General features: G+C 67.3%; 18 protein-coding genes. 8 read left to right on the top strand and 10 right to left on the bottom strand.

Features of this window, described 5'->3' with window-relative positions; translation table 11 throughout:
* Window positions 1–3: 3 nt before the first annotated feature.
* From QH168_RS01325 to QH168_RS01310, 4 genes are all read right to left on the bottom strand, one after another.
* Entirely contained in the window at window positions 4–687 is a 684-nt protein-coding gene (locus tag QH168_RS01325; RefSeq protein WP_280232506.1) for a TetR/AcrR family transcriptional regulator, read from the bottom strand.
* A 54-nt stretch (window positions 688–741) separates the two neighbouring features.
* Complete coding sequence (locus tag QH168_RS01320) at window positions 742–1,962, bottom strand: hypothetical protein (RefSeq protein WP_280232505.1); 1,221 nt, start codon at window positions 1,960–1,962, stop codon at window positions 742–744.
* A 235-nt stretch (window positions 1,963–2,197) separates the two neighbouring features.
* Window positions 2,198–2,728: a 5-(carboxyamino)imidazole ribonucleotide mutase gene (gene purE / locus QH168_RS01315; protein WP_280232504.1), complete on the bottom strand. Its 531-nt coding sequence runs from the start codon at window positions 2,726–2,728 to the stop codon at window positions 2,198–2,200.
* A complete protein-coding gene (locus QH168_RS01310; protein ID WP_280232503.1) occupies window positions 2,721–3,941 on the bottom strand; it encodes a 5-(carboxyamino)imidazole ribonucleotide synthase in 1,221 nt (406 codons plus the stop codon). Before QH168_RS01310 ends, purE begins: the two co-directional genes overlap by 8 nt.
* Before the next feature lie 39 nt (window positions 3,942–3,980).
* Here QH168_RS01310 and QH168_RS01305 point away from each other — a divergent pair, with 39 nt between their 5' ends.
* The gene (locus QH168_RS01305) at window positions 3,981–4,526 is read left to right on the top strand and encodes a GtrA family protein (protein ID WP_280232502.1); all 546 of its coding nucleotides are present in this window, start codon (window positions 3,981–3,983) and stop codon (window positions 4,524–4,526) included.
* A gap of 15 nt (window positions 4,527–4,541) precedes the next feature.
* Here QH168_RS01305 and QH168_RS01300 read toward each other — a convergent pair whose 3' ends face one another.
* The 4 genes from QH168_RS01300 to QH168_RS01285 all read right to left on the bottom strand — a co-directional run bounded on the left by QH168_RS01300 (window position 4,542) and on the right by QH168_RS01285 (window position 8,184).
* On the bottom strand, window positions 4,542–5,852 hold the full coding sequence (locus tag QH168_RS01300; protein WP_280232501.1) for an ATP-binding protein: 1,311 nt from the start codon (window positions 5,850–5,852) through the stop codon (window positions 4,542–4,544).
* 1 nt (window position 5,853) lies between these two features.
* Window positions 5,854–6,531: a response regulator transcription factor gene (locus QH168_RS01295; RefSeq protein ID WP_036533618.1), complete on the bottom strand. Its 678-nt coding sequence runs from the start codon at window positions 6,529–6,531 to the stop codon at window positions 5,854–5,856.
* Between the two features lie 40 nt (window positions 6,532–6,571).
* Window positions 6,572–7,099 carry a PH domain-containing protein gene (locus tag QH168_RS01290; protein ID WP_280232500.1) on the bottom strand — a complete coding sequence of 176 codons (528 nt, stop codon included), beginning with the start codon at window positions 7,097–7,099 and terminating at the stop codon, window positions 6,572–6,574.
* Window positions 7,100–7,383: 284 nt separating this feature from the next.
* On the bottom strand, window positions 7,384–8,184 hold the full coding sequence (locus QH168_RS01285) for a biotin--[acetyl-CoA-carboxylase] ligase (protein ID WP_280232499.1): 801 nt from the start codon (window positions 8,182–8,184) through the stop codon (window positions 7,384–7,386).
* A gap of 169 nt (window positions 8,185–8,353) precedes the next feature.
* Between QH168_RS01285 and QH168_RS01280 the strand changes: the two genes are divergently transcribed.
* The 3 genes from QH168_RS01280 (at window position 8,354) to QH168_RS01270 (ending at window position 11,127) form a co-directional block, all read left to right on the top strand.
* On the top strand, window positions 8,354–9,994 hold the full coding sequence (locus QH168_RS01280; RefSeq protein ID WP_280232498.1) for an acyl-CoA carboxylase subunit beta: 1,641 nt from the start codon (window positions 8,354–8,356) through the stop codon (window positions 9,992–9,994).
* Between the two features lie 128 nt (window positions 9,995–10,122).
* Window positions 10,123–10,461: an acyl-CoA carboxylase subunit epsilon gene (locus tag QH168_RS01275; RefSeq protein ID WP_280232497.1), complete on the top strand. Its 339-nt coding sequence runs from the start codon at window positions 10,123–10,125 to the stop codon at window positions 10,459–10,461.
* A gap of 27 nt (window positions 10,462–10,488) precedes the next feature.
* Complete coding sequence (locus QH168_RS01270; protein ID WP_280232496.1) at window positions 10,489–11,127, top strand: nucleoside triphosphate pyrophosphatase; 639 nt, start codon at window positions 10,489–10,491, stop codon at window positions 11,125–11,127.
* Here the strand turns inward: QH168_RS01270 and QH168_RS01265 are convergent.
* Window positions 11,050–11,805 (bottom strand): helix-turn-helix transcriptional regulator, encoded by a 756-nt coding sequence (locus QH168_RS01265; RefSeq protein WP_280232495.1) that lies wholly within the window; start codon window positions 11,803–11,805, stop codon window positions 11,050–11,052. The genes QH168_RS01270 and QH168_RS01265 overlap by 78 nt on opposite strands.
* 167 nt (window positions 11,806–11,972) lie before the next feature.
* Between QH168_RS01265 and QH168_RS01260 the strand changes: the two genes are divergently transcribed.
* From QH168_RS01260 to QH168_RS01245, 4 genes are all read left to right on the top strand, one after another.
* Window positions 11,973–12,878, top strand: coding sequence for a sulfurtransferase (locus tag QH168_RS01260; RefSeq protein WP_280232494.1), 906 nt, complete (start codon window positions 11,973–11,975; stop codon window positions 12,876–12,878).
* 149 nt (window positions 12,879–13,027) lie between these two features.
* Window positions 13,028–14,830 carry an acetyl/propionyl/methylcrotonyl-CoA carboxylase subunit alpha gene (locus QH168_RS01255; protein WP_280232493.1) on the top strand — a complete coding sequence of 601 codons (1,803 nt, stop codon included), beginning with the start codon at window positions 13,028–13,030 and terminating at the stop codon, window positions 14,828–14,830.
* Window positions 14,831–15,177: 347 nt separating this feature from the next.
* A complete protein-coding gene (locus tag QH168_RS01250; RefSeq protein ID WP_280232492.1) occupies window positions 15,178–16,119 on the top strand; it encodes a patatin-like phospholipase family protein in 942 nt (313 codons plus the stop codon).
* Between the two features lie 156 nt (window positions 16,120–16,275).
* Window positions 16,276–16,623 (top strand): hypothetical protein, encoded by a 348-nt coding sequence (locus tag QH168_RS01245; RefSeq protein ID WP_280232555.1) that lies wholly within the window; start codon window positions 16,276–16,278, stop codon window positions 16,621–16,623.
* 60 nt (window positions 16,624–16,683) lie between these two features.
* On the opposite strand, the gene QH168_RS01240 is transcribed toward QH168_RS01245, so the two are convergent.
* Complete coding sequence (locus QH168_RS01240) at window positions 16,684–17,985, bottom strand: hypothetical protein (protein WP_280232491.1); 1,302 nt, start codon at window positions 17,983–17,985, stop codon at window positions 16,684–16,686.
* Window positions 17,986–18,056: the final 71 nt, after the last annotated feature.

Here is an 18,056-nt window from a genome sequence, read left to right as displayed (position 1 = left end):
TGGTCACAGACTACCGAGGCGACGCGCGAGCAGATCGGCCACCCGTTGGGGCGGCAGGTCACGCGGGAATACCGCGAGCACCATCTCCTCACTTCTCGCCCGCGCCGCACCGCGCGGAATGGCGGCGAGCTCGACCCGCAGATCGGCCGCACCGGCATCGGATTCACCACGCACCATGCGGCGCAGCAGATAGTTGTGGGTCGCGGTGACCGCCGCGGCGAACTGCACCCGCGCCAGATCCGACACCTCCGGCAGCCGTTCGCGCAGGAAGTCGGTGAACAGCCGCTCGTACCGGAACACCGCGACGATCTCGCGTTCGCGCAGCGCGGGCGCCCGCCGCACCACCCGGTAGCGCCGGGCCGCGATATCGCGCCACTGGGTGAACCGCTCGAAGACCTGCACCACCGCCGAGCACACCGCATCCCACGGATCCTCATCGGTCCCGGCCAGATACTGCGCCGCCGCCGCAAGCTGCGCCTCGTGATCGGCGAAGATCACGTCTTCCTTGGACCGGAACTGCCGGAAGAAGGTGCGCCGCGAAATCCCGGCGGCCTCCGCGATCTCGTCTACCGACGTCGCTTCATACCCCTGTTCGGCGAACAAACGCAGGGCCACATCCACCACGGCGAGCCGGAAGCGGACGGTGTCGTCGCCGGTCTTCTCCCGCGCGGTCTCGTCGGTTGCCATCGTTTCACCGTAGTCAGCGGCCACCGAGCCGATGCGTTGGAGCGGCGAGGCCGGTCATCGATCCAGCGTCACCTGCGCGCCGCTGAACAGCAGGTCGGCCGGGCGGGGCGGGCCGGGTTCGGAGGTGGACGCGGCGTCGGGGACCAATTCGTACAGCTCCCGCAGGAACACCTCGACCGCGAGTGTGGCCAGTTGCCTGCCAGGACAGATATGACGACCGAACCCGAAGGTCAGCGGACGTTTACCGGTGCCGCGCAGGCTCAGGCAGTCCGGGAAGACCGCAGGATCCCGATTGGCGGCGGCGAACATCACCAGCACCGGACCGGGCCGAAGCTCGGTGCCACCGGCGAGGGTGACCGGCTCGGTCACCAGGCGTTTCCATGCCACCAGTCCCGGATCCAGTTGCAGTACCTTCGCCGCGACCTGGCCTGCGGTGTGCTGATCGCCGAGCAGCTTCCACCAGAGCCGGTCCGGATCACTCAGTAGACGCTGCACACCCTGCTGGATGCTGCCACTGATCGTGTGCACCCCCGCGGCCAGCGAATTCGCCAGTGCGGCCGTCGCCACCCGGCGCGGGATTCCGGCGTCGCGCAGCCGAGCGGCGAATCCGCCCGTCCCCTCGCGCACGACCCGACCGCTGACGGTGAACAGCTGCCCGAGCGCTCCGACGGCGTCGGCCAGCTCGCGCCCGCGCATGTTCCGGCCGAGCAACCCCGACTGCGCACCGCTCCAGACCGCGACACTGCCGCGGTCGGCCGGGGGCAACCCGACGGCCGATCCGGTGATACGCATGGCATAGGCGATCGACAGCGCGGTCACGTCCAGTCCGCCGCGGCGGGTCCCGAGTTCGTCGAGCGCTTCCCGGAAGTGCGCGGCCATGGTCGCGGCTTCGCGTGGTCGGTCGGCCGCCGCGATGGTGAAATGACCGTTCGGACCCGCCATCGTGTCCCACACCTGCTTGTGCAGCTGCTCATCGGCCAGGTTCGCGGTCGCCTTCGCCGGTAACGGCACCAGATGACGCACCATATGCGGGATCGCCCGCGGTGTCGCCGCGATCCGTGGATATCCGACGAGCGGATCGAGCGAGTTCGCATTGGTCACGCCGGGTGAAGCCGATTCCAGCAATTCCCGGACGTCGTCGTATTTCCACACCAGTGTCAGGCCCGAGGAATGCCGGTGGGTCGCCTCCGGCCATTCGTGCAGCCGTCGATACCGCTCGTCGCGCTCGGCGAACGACAACTGATTGGCGGTCACCCGGTCGAATGGGAACTCCACCTCGCACCCCTTGATTCCGGCGACGATTCCGCCTGGACCCTAATGCGGCGTCGGTGCGTTTCCCGTGACTGGCAATCCCGCTGGAGCGAACAGGACCCGAGGCGCTGGCAGCCTCGCTCACCGATCACCTACGGCCGCCCGATGGCCGGAACGGGAACATCGCCGTGTTCCACAGCCCGCTGTTCACCAGCGAAAGCCCCTGTCCGAGCGGATCGAAGTCGCGAGCGAGCAGCGTTCAGCCGAGCAGACGCTGTCGCAGGGCTTCGTCTTTGTCGAGCACCATCTGCTCGAGCCCGGCCTGGAACTGCTGCATCCGGGCCAGCAGCGCCGAGTCGTTGGTGGCGAGGATACGAGCGGCGAGCAGACCCGCGTTGCGGGCTCCGCCGATGGAGACGGTGGCCACCGGGACACCGGCGGGCATCTGGACGATGGACAGCAGCGAGTCCATCCCGTCGAGGTATTTCAGCGGGACCGGCACACCGATGACGGGCAGCGGTGTCGCGGAGGCGACCATGCCGGGCAGATGGGCGGCGCCGCCCGCACCGGCGATGATGACCTTGATACCGCGCCCGGCAGCGTCACGGGCGTAGTCGAGCATGCGCTGCGGTGTGCGGTGCGCCGACACCACGCCGACCTCGAAGCGGATCCCGAATTCGGCCAGCGCCTCGGCGGCGGCCTCCATCGTCGGCCAGTCCGAATCGCTGCCCATGATCAGGCCGACCGCCGGACCCGCGAAACGATCGCCGGATTCCTGCTGCTCACTCATGCGGATCCCATCCATCGGTCCATACGGCATGCGACATCCAATGTGCCGCACGCTCGGCCTTCTCCCGCACCGCGGCCACATCCTCGCCGAGCACGTTCACATGCCCGATCTTGCGGTCCTGGCGTTCCCCCTTGCCGTACAGATGCACCTTCGCATCCGGCATCCGGGCGAACAGGTGATGCAGGCGCTCATCCATCGACATGGTCGGAGCCTCGGGGGCGCCGAGAATGTTCGCCATCACGGTCACCGGCGCCAACGGGCTGGTATCGCCGAGCGGATAGTCGAGCACCGCGCGCAGATGCTGTTCGAACTGTCCGGTGCGGGCGCCGTCCATCCCCCAATGCCCGGAATTGTGCGGACGCATCGCCAGCTCGTTGATCAGCAAGGCGCCGTCGTGGGTCTCGAACAGTTCCACCGCCATGGCGCCGACCACACCGAGTTCATTGGCCAGTGCGAGCGCCATGGTCTCGGCCTCCGCGGCCACCTGCTCCGACAGCCCCGGCGCGGGCGCGATCACCACCGCGCACTGCCCCTTACGCTGCACGGTCTCCACCACCGGCCAGGTGGCTGCCTGCCCGAACGGCGAACGCGCCACCATCGCCGACAGCTCACGGGCCAGGTCGACCCGCGCCTCGGCCAGCAATCGCACCCCGCGGGCGAGCTGATCGGTGACGATCTGCTCGGCCTCCTCGGCGTCCTCCGGCATCCACACACCGCGCCCGTCGTAGCCGCCGCGCACCGCCTTGATGACGATGGGCCAGCCCTGTTCGGCGCCGAACTTCAGCGAGTCGGCCGGTTCGGACACCTCGACGAACGCGGGCACCGGCAACCCCATGCTCGACAGTTTCGTCCGCATGGCCAGCTTGTCCTGTGCGTACAGCAGCGCCGACGGCGGCGGCTGGACATTCACGCCCTCGGCGACCAGCGTCTCCAGATGCTCGGTCGGCACATGCTCATGATCGAAGGTCAGCGCGTGCGAGCCGACGGCGGCGGCCCGCAGCGCGGCCAGATCGGTGTGACTACCGAGGACGACATCGGGGCTGACCTGCGCGGCCGGGTCGCCGGGTTGTTCGGCGAGCACCCGAAGGCGCTGGCCGAGTGCGATGGCGGCCTGATGCGTCATGCGCGCCAGCTGGCCACCGCCGATCATGGTGACGGTCGGCATCGCCGAAGGATCGAAGGAACGTGCGCTCACGTCGGTCAATACTGTCATGTCCGCTGCGAATGACCGCTACCGGTACACTCGGGCCTTGTGTCATTCGTCGACGACGTGGTCCGCGTCCTTCCCAAGCCTGCGCAGGATATCGCGTATCGCCACCGCGAACTGATCAAGTTCGCCATCGTCGGCGCGACCACGTTCATCATCGACAGCGGAATTTTCTACCTGCTGAAGTGGACCGTTCTGGAACCGAAGCCGGTCACCGCGAAGATCATCTCCGGTGTGATCGCGGTGATCTGTTCCTACATTCTCAACCGCGAATGGTCGTTCAAGAACCGTGGCGGCCGGGAACGCCATCACGAGGCGGCGCTGTTCTTCGCCGTCAGCGGTGTCGGTGTGGTGCTCAGCTTCGTACCGCTGTGGGTGTCCAGTTATGTCTTCCACCTGCGTCAGCCCGATGTGAGCTTCCTGGTCGAGAACATCGCCGACTTCGTCAGCGCGTTCATCATCGGCAACCTGCTCCAGATGGCGTTCCGTTTCTGGGCCATGCGCCGCTGGGTCTTCCCCGATGAGATGGAACAGATCATGGAAGAGTTCGAGGAACTCGTCGAAGAGGAACGTCGGCTCGGCCACAGCTGATCCGGTCGAGGGCTGCTATCGCGGCTCCCCCACCACACCGTTGGCCTGACGCGCCGTCGTCGGCGCGCCGAGGAACACCGCGAACAACGCGGGCCTGCGCCGCTGCAATTCCAGCCGCCCACCGTCGGCCTCGATCAACGCCCGCGCCAGCGCCAGCCCCACCCCGGTCGATCCGGCGCCGGAGAAACCCCGATCGAAGATATGCGGGGCCAACTCATCGCTGACGCCGTCGCCCTCATCGGCGATCTCCACACACACCAGCGGCTCCCGATCCCGGCCCGGCCGCACCGTGCGCACCGACACCGTGCAGGTGCCACCGCCGTGCATCAGGGCATTGTCGATCAGCACCGCGACCGCCTCCCGCAACCGGGAACCGGTGATCGGCGCGCGCAGTTCCTCATCGCCGATCAGTTGTAGGTTGCGCCCGGCCTCGGTGAACGGGTGGGTCCATTCGGTGACGATCCCGCGCAGTTCGTCCATGACCGGCACCGGATCGCGTTCAGTGGCGTCCTCATCGCGCGATGCGCGCACCAGATCGTCGATCGCTTCGGTCAGCCGGTCGACCTGCGCCATCGCCTCCTCGGCCTCGTGCACCACATCCGGGTCGCGATGCGCCGACAGTTCGTCCAACCGCAGCCGTACCGCGGTCAGCCTGCTGCGCAGCTGATGGGAGACATCGGCGACCAGGGCGTGCTCACGTTGCAGGCGTCCGGCGATCTCGACCGTCGCCGAATCGAGCACATCGGAGACCCGATCCAGTTCGGCGATGCCGTGTCTGCGCGGATCGGGCCGGAAATCGCCCATCGCCAGCCGGGCCGCGCGCGCCGCGACATCGCGCAACGGATCGGCGACCCGGCGGGTGGTCACCACCGCCACCGTCACCGCCGCGGCAAGGGATGCCAGCACAGCCAGTCCGACCACGGCCACGGCCTGACGCTGTCTGGCATGCATCGGCGCCGACGGCACCTCCAGCCGCAACGATCCCGACGCCCCCATGGACAGCGATTCCAGCAGCGGATCGACGACCCGTTCGGCCCCGATATCGACCTGTGAGGCATTGTCGTGCGGCGCCGGATACACGATGGTGAGTCGGCCGTTATCGGGCACCAGGGGGCGCACGGTACGCAGATCGAGCCCGTCGTGCACCCGACCGTCATCGCGCTCCTGGGCGATCACCTCCACCGCTATCCGCTCGAGTCTGCTCTGCAAATCGTTTCTGGTGATGTCTTCGACCCACAGCCAGGCGGTGTAGGTCAGCGGCACACCGAGGGCCACGGTGGTGAGCATGAGTACGGTCAGCATCGACCGCAGAATCCGGCGCCGCACGTCAGTCGGTGTTCAGCCGGAATCCGACACCGCGCACGGTGACGATGCGCCGTTCGGCCATCGGGCCCTCGTCGCCGATCTTGCGCCGCAGCCAGGACATGTGCATATCGAGCGTCTTGGAGCCGCGTAGTTCGGCATCGCCCCAGACCTCACGCAGGATGGTCTCGCGCGAGACCACCTGCCCGGCCCGGTCGATCAGGACCTTGAGCAGCTCGTACTCCTTGTTGGCCAGACCCACTTCGACACCGTTGACCAGCACCCGCCGCGCCGCGGGCTCCAGTCTGATCCCACCGACTTCGACGGTGTCGTCGCCGATTCCGCTGCGCCGCAGCAGGGCTCGCACGCGGGCGAGCAGTTCGGCCAGCCGGAACGGTTTGCCGACGTAATCGTCGGCGCCCGCGTCGAGCCCGACCACGAAGTCGACCTCGTCGGTACGGGCGGTCAGCATCAACACCGCGAGATCGGCCCCACGCGCCCGCACCTGCCGGCACACCTCGAGCCCGTCCATACCCGGTAGCCCGAGATCGAGGATCAGCAGATCATGGTTGCCCTCGAGCGCCCGGCGCAGCACCGCGGGACCGAACCGTTCGACGGTGACCGAATAGCCTTCCCGGCCCAGTGCGCGCGAGAGCGGCGCGGCGATGGCCTCATCGTCCTCGGCCAGCAGTACAGCGGTCATAGAGCAAGATTACGGATCCGCGCGAACACCGACGCGCAGCTCACCGGTAACCGGGCAGATCGTCGCGATGGCCACGCTCGACCTCGAACACCTGGTGGTACAGCAGCGCATGCACCTGCTGGACGCCGGGGATGTCGTCGTATTCGAGCGGTTCCTCCGAGGAGGATCCGATGATCAGGGTGCCGGTGCCGAGCAGACGATCGAACAGTCCGTGCCGGAACTGGACACTGGAGATGCGGCTCATCGGGATATCGATGCCGGTGTGGGTGATCACGCCCTGGCGGACCAGCACCCGACGCTGGGTGATGATGAAATGCGTCGACTTCCAGCTGATCAGCGGTACGACACAACGCCACACGATGATGAACAGCCACAGCAGCAAGATCACCAGCAACAGGATCGACCGGCCGGGCGATTCGGTGTTGCGCCAGGCCAGACCACCGGCGAAACCGGCAAGCGCGGTGGCGGCGATCAGCGTCACGATCGGCCAGAACAGCATCTTCCAGTGCGGATGACGATGCAGAATCAGCTCTTCGTCGGGCGCCAGGACGTCCTCCGGATAACCCATGTGCCGAACCCTACCGCCCGGAATGCCGAAATGACCGGCGCGCAACGTCACGAACCGGCAGGTGGGCCGAGAGAGATCGGATACGGCGCTGTCCCCCAACGGCACTGGGACGTGCGCCCCCGATCCGCAACGGCGCCGCGACCCAGCGACCCTCGCACTCCTACGATCGTGGAAGCTCTTCGGCCGCAACAGTTTCAGCGCTGCATCGAAGAATTCCGAGACGAACTCGACCGTATCCCACGGGCGAGCGGCTACCTCGAGAAACGGCGTTCGCGCCCGCTCGTCTACTCGGCGCGCAGGTGGGTGACGTCACCCGCCGACACCGCCTGATCACCGATGAGCAACCGGCCCGCCGCATCGATATCGGTGGCGATCCCCGTCAGGGCCTGCCCGCCGGGCAGATCGGCCCGCACCCGGGCGCCGAGCGTCGCGCATCGCGTGCGGTAATCGGCGGCGAGTTCGTCGACGGCCCAGCCCGCATCTCGCCAGGCGGTGAGCCGACGAGCGAATTCGGTGAGCATCGACCGCACGAGTGCGGTGCGGTCGGTGATCGCGGCGCCCGACAGCGTCAACGAGGTCGCGTGCGGCACCGGCAGTTCGTCCTCGGTGAGGCTCACATTCAGCCCGACGCCGACCACCACCGCCGGGTTCGCACCGCTCTCGGCCACCTCCGCGAGGATGCCCGCGACCTTGCGGCCCTCGATCAGGACGTCATTGGGCCATTTGAGCGCCGCGGGCACCGAGGCGGTCGATCGCAGGGCGTCCACCACGGCCACCCCCGTCAACAGGGTTAGCCAGCCGAGCGCGTTCGGATCGATGCCGTGCAACCGCACGAGTACCGACAACGAGATCTGCGCGCGCGGCGGGCTCACCCACACCCGCGCATGCCTGCCACGTCCTTGTTCCTGCGCTTCGGCCAACAGTGCGATCCGGTCGATGCCGGGATCGGCGGCGGCCCGCGCGATCAGGTCCGCATTGGTGGATCCGGTGGACTCCACCACCTCGACGCCGGTGTAGAACGACAGCTCGGCAACCTCGGTGAGACTGCTCCGCAACTGCGCGATATCCAACGCTGGCCTCTGCATACGGGCAGGCTACTCGCCGCTTCGAAAAACCAACGCTCACAGCGTATTGCGGACGTATGGCGAAAAGAAGCCGATTATTCGTGCCGACCCCTGCCCACCTGCGGTTTTTACTGACCGGTAGCCCTTCCTGGCTTCCCCGACGGGATTGGTACTGGTTACACTCCGACCCATGACGAGTGTCCAGCAGCAGCCTTCGCCGGGTCCGGCGGGTGCCCCAGATATCCACACCACCGCCGGCAAGCTGGCTGACCTGCGGAATCGGCTCGAAGAAGCGCAGCACCCGATGGGTGAGGCGGCGGTCGACAAGGTCCACGCCAAGGGCAAGATGACCGCCCGCGAACGCATCCTCGCCCTGCTCGACGAGGGTTCCTTCGTCGAACTGGACGCCCTGGCGCGGCACCGCAGCGTGAACTTCGGGCTGGAGAACAACCGCCCGCTCGGCGATGGCGTGGTCACCGGCTACGGCACCATCGACGGCCGCGACGTGTGCATCTTCAGCCAGGACGTCACCGTCTTCGGCGGCAGCCTCGGCGAGGTCTACGGCGAGAAGATCGTGAAGGTCATGGACCTGGCGATCAAGACCGGCCGTCCGCTGATCGGCATCAACGAGGGCGCGGGCGCCCGCATCCAGGAGGGCGTGGTCTCGCTCGGCCTCTACGGCGAGATCTTCCACCGCAATATCCAGGCCTCCGGCGTGATCCCGCAGATCTCGCTGATCATGGGCCCCGCCGCCGGTGGGCATGTGTACTCCCCCGCGCTGACCGACTTCGTGGTGATGGTCGATCAGACCAGCCAGATGTTCGTCACCGGCCCGGACGTCATCAAGACGGTCACCGGTGAGGAAGTCACCATGGAGGAGCTGGGTGGCGCGCACACCCATATGACCAAGTCCGGCGTCGCGCATTACGTTGCCTCCGGCGAGCAGGACGCCCTCGACTACGTCAAGGATCTGCTGTCCTACCTGCCGAGCAACAACCGCGCCGAGGCGCCGCGCTTCCCGGCCACCGATCCGATCGACGGCGCCATCGAGGACTCGCTCACCGATGAGGACCGTGAGCTGGACACCCTGATCCCGGATTCGCCGAACCAGCCCTACGATATGCACGAGGTCATCCGTCGCCTGCTCGACGACGACGAATTCCTCGAGGTGCAGGCCGAGCGCGCGATGAACATCATCATCGGTTACGGCCGGATCGACGGCCGCAGCGTCGGCATCGTCGCCAACCAGCCGACCCAGTTCGCGGGCTGCCTCGATATCGACGCCTCGGAGAAGGCCGCACGCTTCGTGCGCACCTGCGACGCGTTCAATATTCCGATCATCACGCTGGTCGATGTCCCCGGCTTCCTGCCCGGCACCGGACAGGAATACAACGGCATCATCCGACGCGGCGCGAAGCTGCTCTACGCCTACGGCGAGGCCACTGTGGGCAAAATCACGATCATCACTCGTAAGGCCTACGGCGGTGCCTACGACGTCATGGGTTCCAAGCACATGGGCGCCGATGTGAACCTCGCCTGGCCGACCGCGCAGATCGCCGTCATGGGCGCATCGGGCGCCGTCGGATTCGTCTACCGCAAACAGCTGGCCGAGGCCGCCAAAGAGGGCGCCGACGTGGATGCGCTGCGGCTCGAACTCCAGAACGAGTACGAGGACACCTTGGTGAACCCGTACGTCGCCGCCGAGCGCGGTTATGTCGACGCGGTCATCCCGCCGTCGCACACCCGCGGACAGATCGTGTCCGCGCTGCGACTGCTCGAACGCAAGATGGTGACCCTGCCACCGAAGAAACACGGCAACATTCCGCTGTGAATCAGCGATACCCTCGTTGAGCCGCGCACACTGGTTGCATTGATGCAATGAGTGAATCCGACGATGATTGCGTCTCTCGGCCCGACACCACCCCCGTCTGGCCGAGGTGAGAGAGAGGATCTGGCACCGTGACGATTGTGGCAGATGAAGATGTGTTGACCGCCGCCGAACTCGACCTCGCTGTCGACTCGCTCGCCGAGGACACCGCGGTGGTCGCCGCCGACGTCGACGTCGACGCTGCCCTGGCCGCGGTCACCGGCGACAAGCCCTTCCTCGTCATCGAGAAGGGCGCGCCCACCGATGAGGAGATCGCGGCATTGGTGACTGTGCTGACCGCGGCGGCGAGCAGCGGTGCGGCAGCAGGTCCGCAGGGACCGAGCGATTTCTGGGGCAAGCCCACCATGATGCACCGTGGTACCTCGCCCTTCTCGCCGTACGCGTTCCCGCAGCTGTCTCATCTGCGCTGATCCATCGGTGCCGGGAGGGGATCCACCGTGACCGAACTGGTCCTCGCATCGGCGTCCCCGGCCCGGCGCACGGTGCTGCGATCGGCGGGAATCGACCCCATCGTGCGGGTCTCCGATGTGGACGAAGACGCCGTGGCCGCAGCGCTGCCGCCCGACACCACGCCGCAGGGTGTCGTGGTCGAACTGGCCAAGGCCAAGGCGGCCATGGTCGCCGGTACCGTTCCCGAGTTCGCGGCCGACTGTGTAGTGGTCGGCTGTGATTCCATGCTGTTGATCGACGGCATGCTGCAAGGCAAACCGCACACACCCGAGGTGGCACGGGCGCGCTGGAACGCGATGGCCGGACGCAGCGCCGATCTCATCACCGGGCACTGTGTGCTGCGGCTGCTCGACGGGGTCGTGACGGCCGAGGCGGTGGACTGTAGTTCCACCACGATTCATTTCGCCAAACCCGAACCCGAGGCGCTCGACGCCTATATCGCCACCGGTGAACCCCTGCACGTCGCGGGCGCGTTCACCCTCGACGGTCTCGGCGGCTGGTTCGTCGACCGCATCGACGGTGATCCGTCGAGCGTGATCGGTATCGGATTACCGCTGCTGCGCAGGCTGCTCGGCGATGTCGGGGTCGGTGTCGCGGACCTGTGGCGTGAGCCGTCCGACCACTGAGGCAGGCGGCGTGCGCGGGCTCTCGTCGTAGCGTGCACGCCCGACGGCGACCAACGCCAGCCGCAGCTCGCACACCTCGGCCTCCACGAACGGGTCGATGGTGACCTCGACCCGCTCACGCGCGCCGTTACGATCCAAGACTTCCTGCACCAGCCCCTGATGGACGCCGCATACGACCTCGGCGTGGGTGCGGGCCAGTTCGCGCAGTGGGCAGGCGGTCAGCCGGATGGTGACCTTCTCGTCGGTGTCGCCAGCGGGATCTCGTTCGGGTGCGAAGCCGAGTTCCGACATCAGCGACATGGCCAGATCTTTGGCATCGGCCAGCGATTCGGCGGGCTGCTCGACCACATCGAGCCGTGCGCCCCAGGCGCGGCCCGCCGCCACCGCCGCTTCGGCGCGGCGGCGTGCGTCGGGACCGAGCTGATCGGCGAGCACCTGGGCCAATTCCTGATAACCGACCGTTCGCTGCACGGCGCGGTAGCCGATCCGCGGGCGTCCGCGGCCGCGTGGGGGCTGCTGGAACTGGCGAACGAGGGACTCACGGGTGAGAACATCGAGGTGAAAACGGACGGTGGTGACGTGCTGTCCGGTGATCTTGGCCAACTCCTGGGCGTCGAGAGGCTCGCTGGCGCCACGTAGGATCGCGAGCAGTCGCCGCCGCGGCCATGAATCGGACATAGCTCACCCCTCCTCCCGGGAGACTTTATCGGATGCTCGTGCGACTTATTCGCCCATTCAGCCGATTCGTGATCTGAAGCGAGATTCATCTTCGGGTCACACATAGCATGCACTGTGCGACTCGAAACCGCCCTACCGCCGCCCACCACGCGTGAAGGATCCTCGACGTGCCCGTTGCCCCGGACCCCAATCCCGCATTCGGTGCCTACGCACACCCACAACGACTAGTAACCACGGAATGGCTGTCGGCAAACATCGGCGCTCCCGGACTGAAGATCCTCGAGTCGAACGAAGATATCCTGCTCTACGACATCGGGCATGTCCCCAGCGCCATCAAGATCGATTGGCGCGGTGATCTCGACGACCCGGTCACCCGCGATTACATCGACGGCGCCCGGTTCACCGAACTCATGCGCGCCAAGGGCATCGACCGCGACGACACGGTGGTGGTCTACGGCGACCGCGGTAATGCGCAGGCCGCGCACACACTGTGGGTGCTCACCCTGTTCGGCCACGAGGACGTCCGGCTGCTCGACGGCGGCCGCGAGGCATGGATCGGCGAGGAACGCGATACCACCTTCGACCCGCCGCGCATCGGACGCAGCGAATATCCGGCCGTGCGCCGCGATGACGGCACCGACCGGGCCTTCCGTTCGGAAGTGCTCGGCCACCTCGGCAAACCGCTGGTCGACGTGCGGTCACCGGAGGAGTACAGCGGGGAGGCGCTGTCGATCCCCGAGGACCTCGCCCTGCGCGGCGGGCATATCCCGACCGCGGTGAACATCCCGTGGACCGAGGCGTTCAACTCCGATGGCCGCTTCCGTTCCCGCACCGAACTCGACGAGCTGTACGGCGATCTGGCCGCCGAAAACGCGCTGGTCGTGTACAGCAGGGTCGGCGAACGCTCCAGCCACACCTGGTTCGTGCTGAAGTATCTGCTCGGGTTCGCATCGGTGCGTAATTACGACGGTTCCTGGACCGAATGGGGTAACTCGGTGCGCATGCCGATCGCTCGCGGAACCGAGCCGGGAACCGCCCCCGCCGGAACCGGTCGACGGGCTCGCACCAGGTAGAACAGGCCCGCTGCACGGCGGGTGTGATCCACGACCTACTCTTCGGTAGGACTATCCGAGTTCGGCGTCTATTGGCAGACTGCCTACACTCGCCCCAGACGAAAAGTTGTCGACCAGGGGCCGACTACAGAGATTGCACAGGAGGCTCAGTGCCCAGCCATGCCAGCGCGCAGATCACGAAGGTACTCGTAGCTAACCGAGGCGAGATCGCCGTGCGCGTGATCCGGGCGGCCAAGGATGCCGGTATCGGGAGCGTCGCGGTGTACGCCGAACCCGATGCCGATGCCCCGTTCGTCAAGCTCGCCGATGAGGCCTTCGCCCTCGGCGGCCAGACCTCGGCCGAGTCGTACCTGGTGTTCGACAAGATCCTCGACGCCGCCGCCAAGTCCGGCGCCGACGCCATCCACCCCGGTTACGGATTCCTCTCCGAGAACGCCGACTTCGCCCAGGCCGTGCTCGATGCCGGGCTGATCTGGATCGGCCCGTCGCCGCAGTCCATCCGCGACCTCGGCGACAAGGTCACCGCCCGCCATATCGCCGAGCGCGCGAAGGCGCCGATGGCCGCAGGCACCAAGGACCCGGTCAAGAACGCCGACGAGGTCGTCGAATTCGCGAAGAAATACGGCGTCCCGGTGGCCATCAAGGCCGCCTTCGGTGGCGGTGGCCGCGGCATGAAGGTCGCCCACACCATCGAAGAGATCCCCGAGCTGTTCGAATCGGCCACCCGCGAGGCCGTGGCCGCCTTCGGTCGCGGTGAATGCTTCGTCGAGCAGTACCTGGACAAGGCCCGCCACGTCGAGGCACAGGTCATCGCCGATAAGCACGGCAATGTCGTGGTCGCCGGCACTCGTGACTGCTCGCTCCAGCGCCGGTTCCAGAAGCTGGTCGAGGAGGCGCCCGCGCCGTTCCTCACCGACGATCAGCGCGCGCGCATCCACGCCTCGGCCAAGGCCATCTGCAAGGAAGCCGGTTACTACGGCGCAGGCACCGTCGAGTACCTGGTGCAGGGCGACACCGTGTCGTTCCTCGAGGTCAACACCCGTCTCCAGGTCGAGCACCCGGTCACCGAGGAGACCGCCGGTATCGATCTGGTGCGCCAGCAGTTCCGCATCGCCAACGGCGAAGAGCTGACGATCACCGAGGATCCGACCCCACGCGGGCATTCGTTCGAGTTCCGGATCAACGGTGAGGACGCCGGTCGCGGCTTCCTGCCCGCCCCCGGCCCGGTCACCGTCTACTCCGAGCCCACCGGCCCCGGCGTGCGTGTGGACTCCGGCGTCGTGCAGGGCAGTGTGATCGGCGGCCAGTTCGACTCGATGCTGGCCAAGCTGATCGTCACCGGCGAGAACCGCACCCAGGCGCTGGAGCGGGCGCGGCGCGCGCTGGCCGAGTTCCACGTCGAGGGCCTCGCCACCGTCATCCCGTTCCATCGCGCGATCGTCGAGGACCCAGCGTTCATCGGTGACGGCGAGAAGTTCGACGTCTACACCAAGTGGATCGAAAACGAGTGGAACAACACCGTCGAGCCCTACACCGGCGGCGCCCCGCTCGATGAGGACGAGGACGGCCCGCGGCAGAAGGTGGTCGTCGAGGTCGGCGGCCGTCGCGTCGAGGTGTCGCTGCCCGGCAACTTCACCGTCGGTGCGGGTGCGGCGGGCGCGGGCGGTAACGGCGCCGGTGTGATCCGCAAGAAGCCGAAGGCGCGCAAGCGTGGCGGCGCGGGCGGCGGCGCGGCGTCGGGCGATTCGGTCACCGCACCGATGCAGGGCACCGTCGTCAAGGTCGCGGTCGAAGAAGGCCAGACCGTCGAGGCGGGCGACCTGATCGTGGTGCTCGAGGCCATGAAGATGGAAAACCCCGTCAACGCGCACAAGTCCGGTGTGGTCACCGGCCTCGCCGTGGAAGCCGGTGCCGCCATCACCCAGGGCACCGTCCTCGCCGAGATCAAGTAAGACCCTCCCGAACGGGCTCCACGAGGACGACCTCGCGGAGCCCGTTCGCCATTTCTGCGACTGCTACACGAAGGCACGCACGAAACCAACCCTCCCGGAGATACCGAACGGCAGAACTCCACCGCCCACTCGAAGGCGCCTCGACTTCCACCGGACCCACTCAACGCACGAAATCCACCCACCCGTAGACCCCGGAGGGGCGACCTCGAGGAGCCCCGTTCGCGGCCCGTCTCGCGTTTCCGCTCCCGCTGCGCAAACCGAAGGCAAGCAGCGGGAGCGCAAACCCGAGACACCAGGGGCCGCGAACACGCCGCGCCAGCGGCCAATGAACCCAGTATCGTGGTCGGGTGACCAGCTCCAAACCCGCCGTCGCGGAGGTCATTCGTGCCCGCGTCGAATCCGCTAGCCGCGCCGACGGACACCGGCTGGTGCTCGTCGTGGAGGGTGGCGGCAGCCGTGGGGTGTATTCCAGCGGCATGGTGCACGGGCTGGAGCAACTCGGGCTTTCTTCGGTGTTCGACGCTGTCTACGGCACCTCGGCGGGCGCCATCAACGGTGCGTGGCTGCTCTGTGGGCGGGCCGAGCCGGGTATGCGGTCGTGGACCGATCCGGTGATCATGCGCCGCGCCATCGATCCGGCTCGGTTGCTGCGTGGCCGTCCGGCGTTCGATCTGCGGTATCTGGTGCATCAGGTCTACGACGGCATCGAGCCGATGGATTTTCCGGCGATCCTGGCCAACTCCACCACCTTCCATCCGGTGGCCACCGATGTCCGCACCGGGCTCGCGGTGGATCTGGGCCGCCATATCGTGGACAAGCGCACGTTGATGACCGCGCTGCGTGCTTCGGCGGGGCTGCCGATTCTGGCGGGGCCGCCGGTGGCGCTCGGCGATGCGTACTACCTGGACGGCGGATTGGCCGAGACGGTGCCGATTCGCACCGCGCTGCGTTCGGGCGCCACCCATGCGTTGGTGCTGCGCACCCGGCGGGTCGACGAGCAACGCCCACCCGCCTCGCGTATCCATTCCGTCGTCGGTGGCGCCTATCTGCGGATGCGCGCGCCCGGCGCCTACCGTGCCTGGCTGGAGCGTCCGCACCAGCAATCGGTGGAGGACCGCGTGCTGACCGGTCTGGGTGCGGCCGTCCTGCAAATCCACCCGCCCGCGGGCTCACCCACCGTCGACAGCGCGGCCCGCGATACCGATCTGCTGGCGCGGGCGCTCGAGATCGGGCGGCAGGCGGCACATATCGCGCTGGCCGAGACCGTGACGCAGCGCGATCGGCACTGACCGGCTCCGGTCGTGGCTCACCGCCCGGCTGCCATGGGGCCGGGCGGCGCTAATCTGAATGACGTGGCTGACGTCACCGCGGGCGGCTGGTTGTGGTTTCTGGCGATCCCGCTGACGGGCGCGCTGCTGTTCGGGAAACGACACGGAAAAGAGCTGATGGAACCGATCGAGATCAATGCGGGCTCGTGGTACCTGCGCGCGCTGCGCGCCGACGAACGTATCGATGACCGCCCCGCGCTCGCGGCGGGCGGCATCACCGATCCCGATCATGTCGACCGGCGCACGGCGGGTTGGGCGGCGGAGACGGAATTCTCCTGGGCGGTCTGCGAACCCACCACTGCCGAAATGGTCGCCGAGATCGTGGTGACGCCCGCCGAGGACGATTCGGCCGATATCACCGGCTGGTCCCGACCGGGCTACGGCGAAGCCCTCGATGCCGGTCTGACGGCGGTCCGCCGATTCACCGAGGGCGCACTCGGATTGAACCCGAGGCCGGTGGGCTGAGCCCGACCTCGCTCCGCCGAAGGCCGGACCCACGGACGTCGCACCGCGCGGCACGAAGGCTCAGCGCATCACGCCGGTATGCCCGGTGGAATAGCGCCCCGGCTGCGGCCATACCGTGAGCCCGTGCGCGCCCTTGCCGACGGGGATGCGGGCCAACAGCTTCCAGTCGATGATGTCGATGGCGTACACCTCACCGTGGTGGCGACCCGAGACCCAGAAGACGCGGCCGTCAGCGGAGATATTGCCCATATCGGGGCTGCCGCCGCCTGGCAGGAACCACTTGTGCACCAGCTCGTCCTCGGCGAAATCCCAGACCGAGATGCTGCCCTCGTGTCGGTTGGTGATGATCATCTGTTTCGAGTCGCGGGTGATGTAGAGCCCGTGCGCACCCTTGCCGGTGGGCACGAAACCGGTGTTCTCGAAGGTGAGAGCGTCGAAGACATACATACCGTCGGCGACCATATCGGCGACGAAGAACTGGGTGCCGTCCGGTGAGAGCTTCACGTCCTGCGGTTTGCCGGAGCGGCCGCCGGGCAGGTCGATGGTCCTGATCGGCTTGCGTTCGGCGATGTCGAAAACCAGCATCCGGCCGATGAATTCACAGCTGGCCAGCGCGAACCGGCCGTCGGCTGTGAAGTCCATATGGTCGACGCCCGCGCAGTCGGGTACCGGAACGCCGTGCACCTTCTGCCAGGTCTTCGGATCGTAGAAGTCGAGGGACTTGTCCGCCTCGGCGACGACGAGGGCGTACTCACCGTCCGGGGTGTAATACATGTTGTACGGATCGCGCACCGGAATCGGCGTCCCCGGTGTGCCGGTACGCGGGTCGATCGGCAGCAGGCTACCGCCGCCGATCGGCAGATCGTTGGTGGCATACAAGGTCTGCATATCGTAGGACGGGACGACGTGCTGGGGCTCCTGTCCGCCCGAGGGGAAGGTGTCGACCACCTGGAACGTGGCCTGGTCGATCACGGTGACGGTATCGGATTCGCTGTTGGGGACGTACACCAGCGCCCGATGGCCGGCGACCGATGGATCGAGTTCTCGGTTGGCCGCGTACACGTCGGTGTCCGACAGTGGTGGCGGCATACCGGGAAGCAGATCGCGCAGATGCGGGGGCGGCGCGGAGGTGGTCGCGCTGGCATCACCTCCGGTGTGCTGGACCGAGCCCGCCTCGCTCGTGGTGGAACAACCGGCGACGGCGGCGACCATCGCGATCGAAGCGACGAGTGATACCCGGCGGCGCCGCACGCCGCGCTCGATCCGGTGTATGCGGGCCCTGGTCGCCGGTGCCGCAGCCGCCGAACACCGACCGCGCACACCGGATACCGGCGATGGATTGTGCTGCTGACGGGAGGACATGGCTGCGAAGCATAGGGATAGCCAGGCGATAGCGCAGCTGTCCGCGCCGAGCGGGGTGTGAGTCCGAGTCG

The sequence above is a fragment of the Nocardia cyriacigeorgica genome (assembly GCF_029868385.1).
GTDB classification, from domain to species: Bacteria; Actinomycetota; Actinomycetes; order Mycobacteriales; family Mycobacteriaceae; genus Nocardia; species Nocardia cyriacigeorgica_F.
This window is presented reverse-complemented; position numbering and strand designations above follow the sequence as displayed.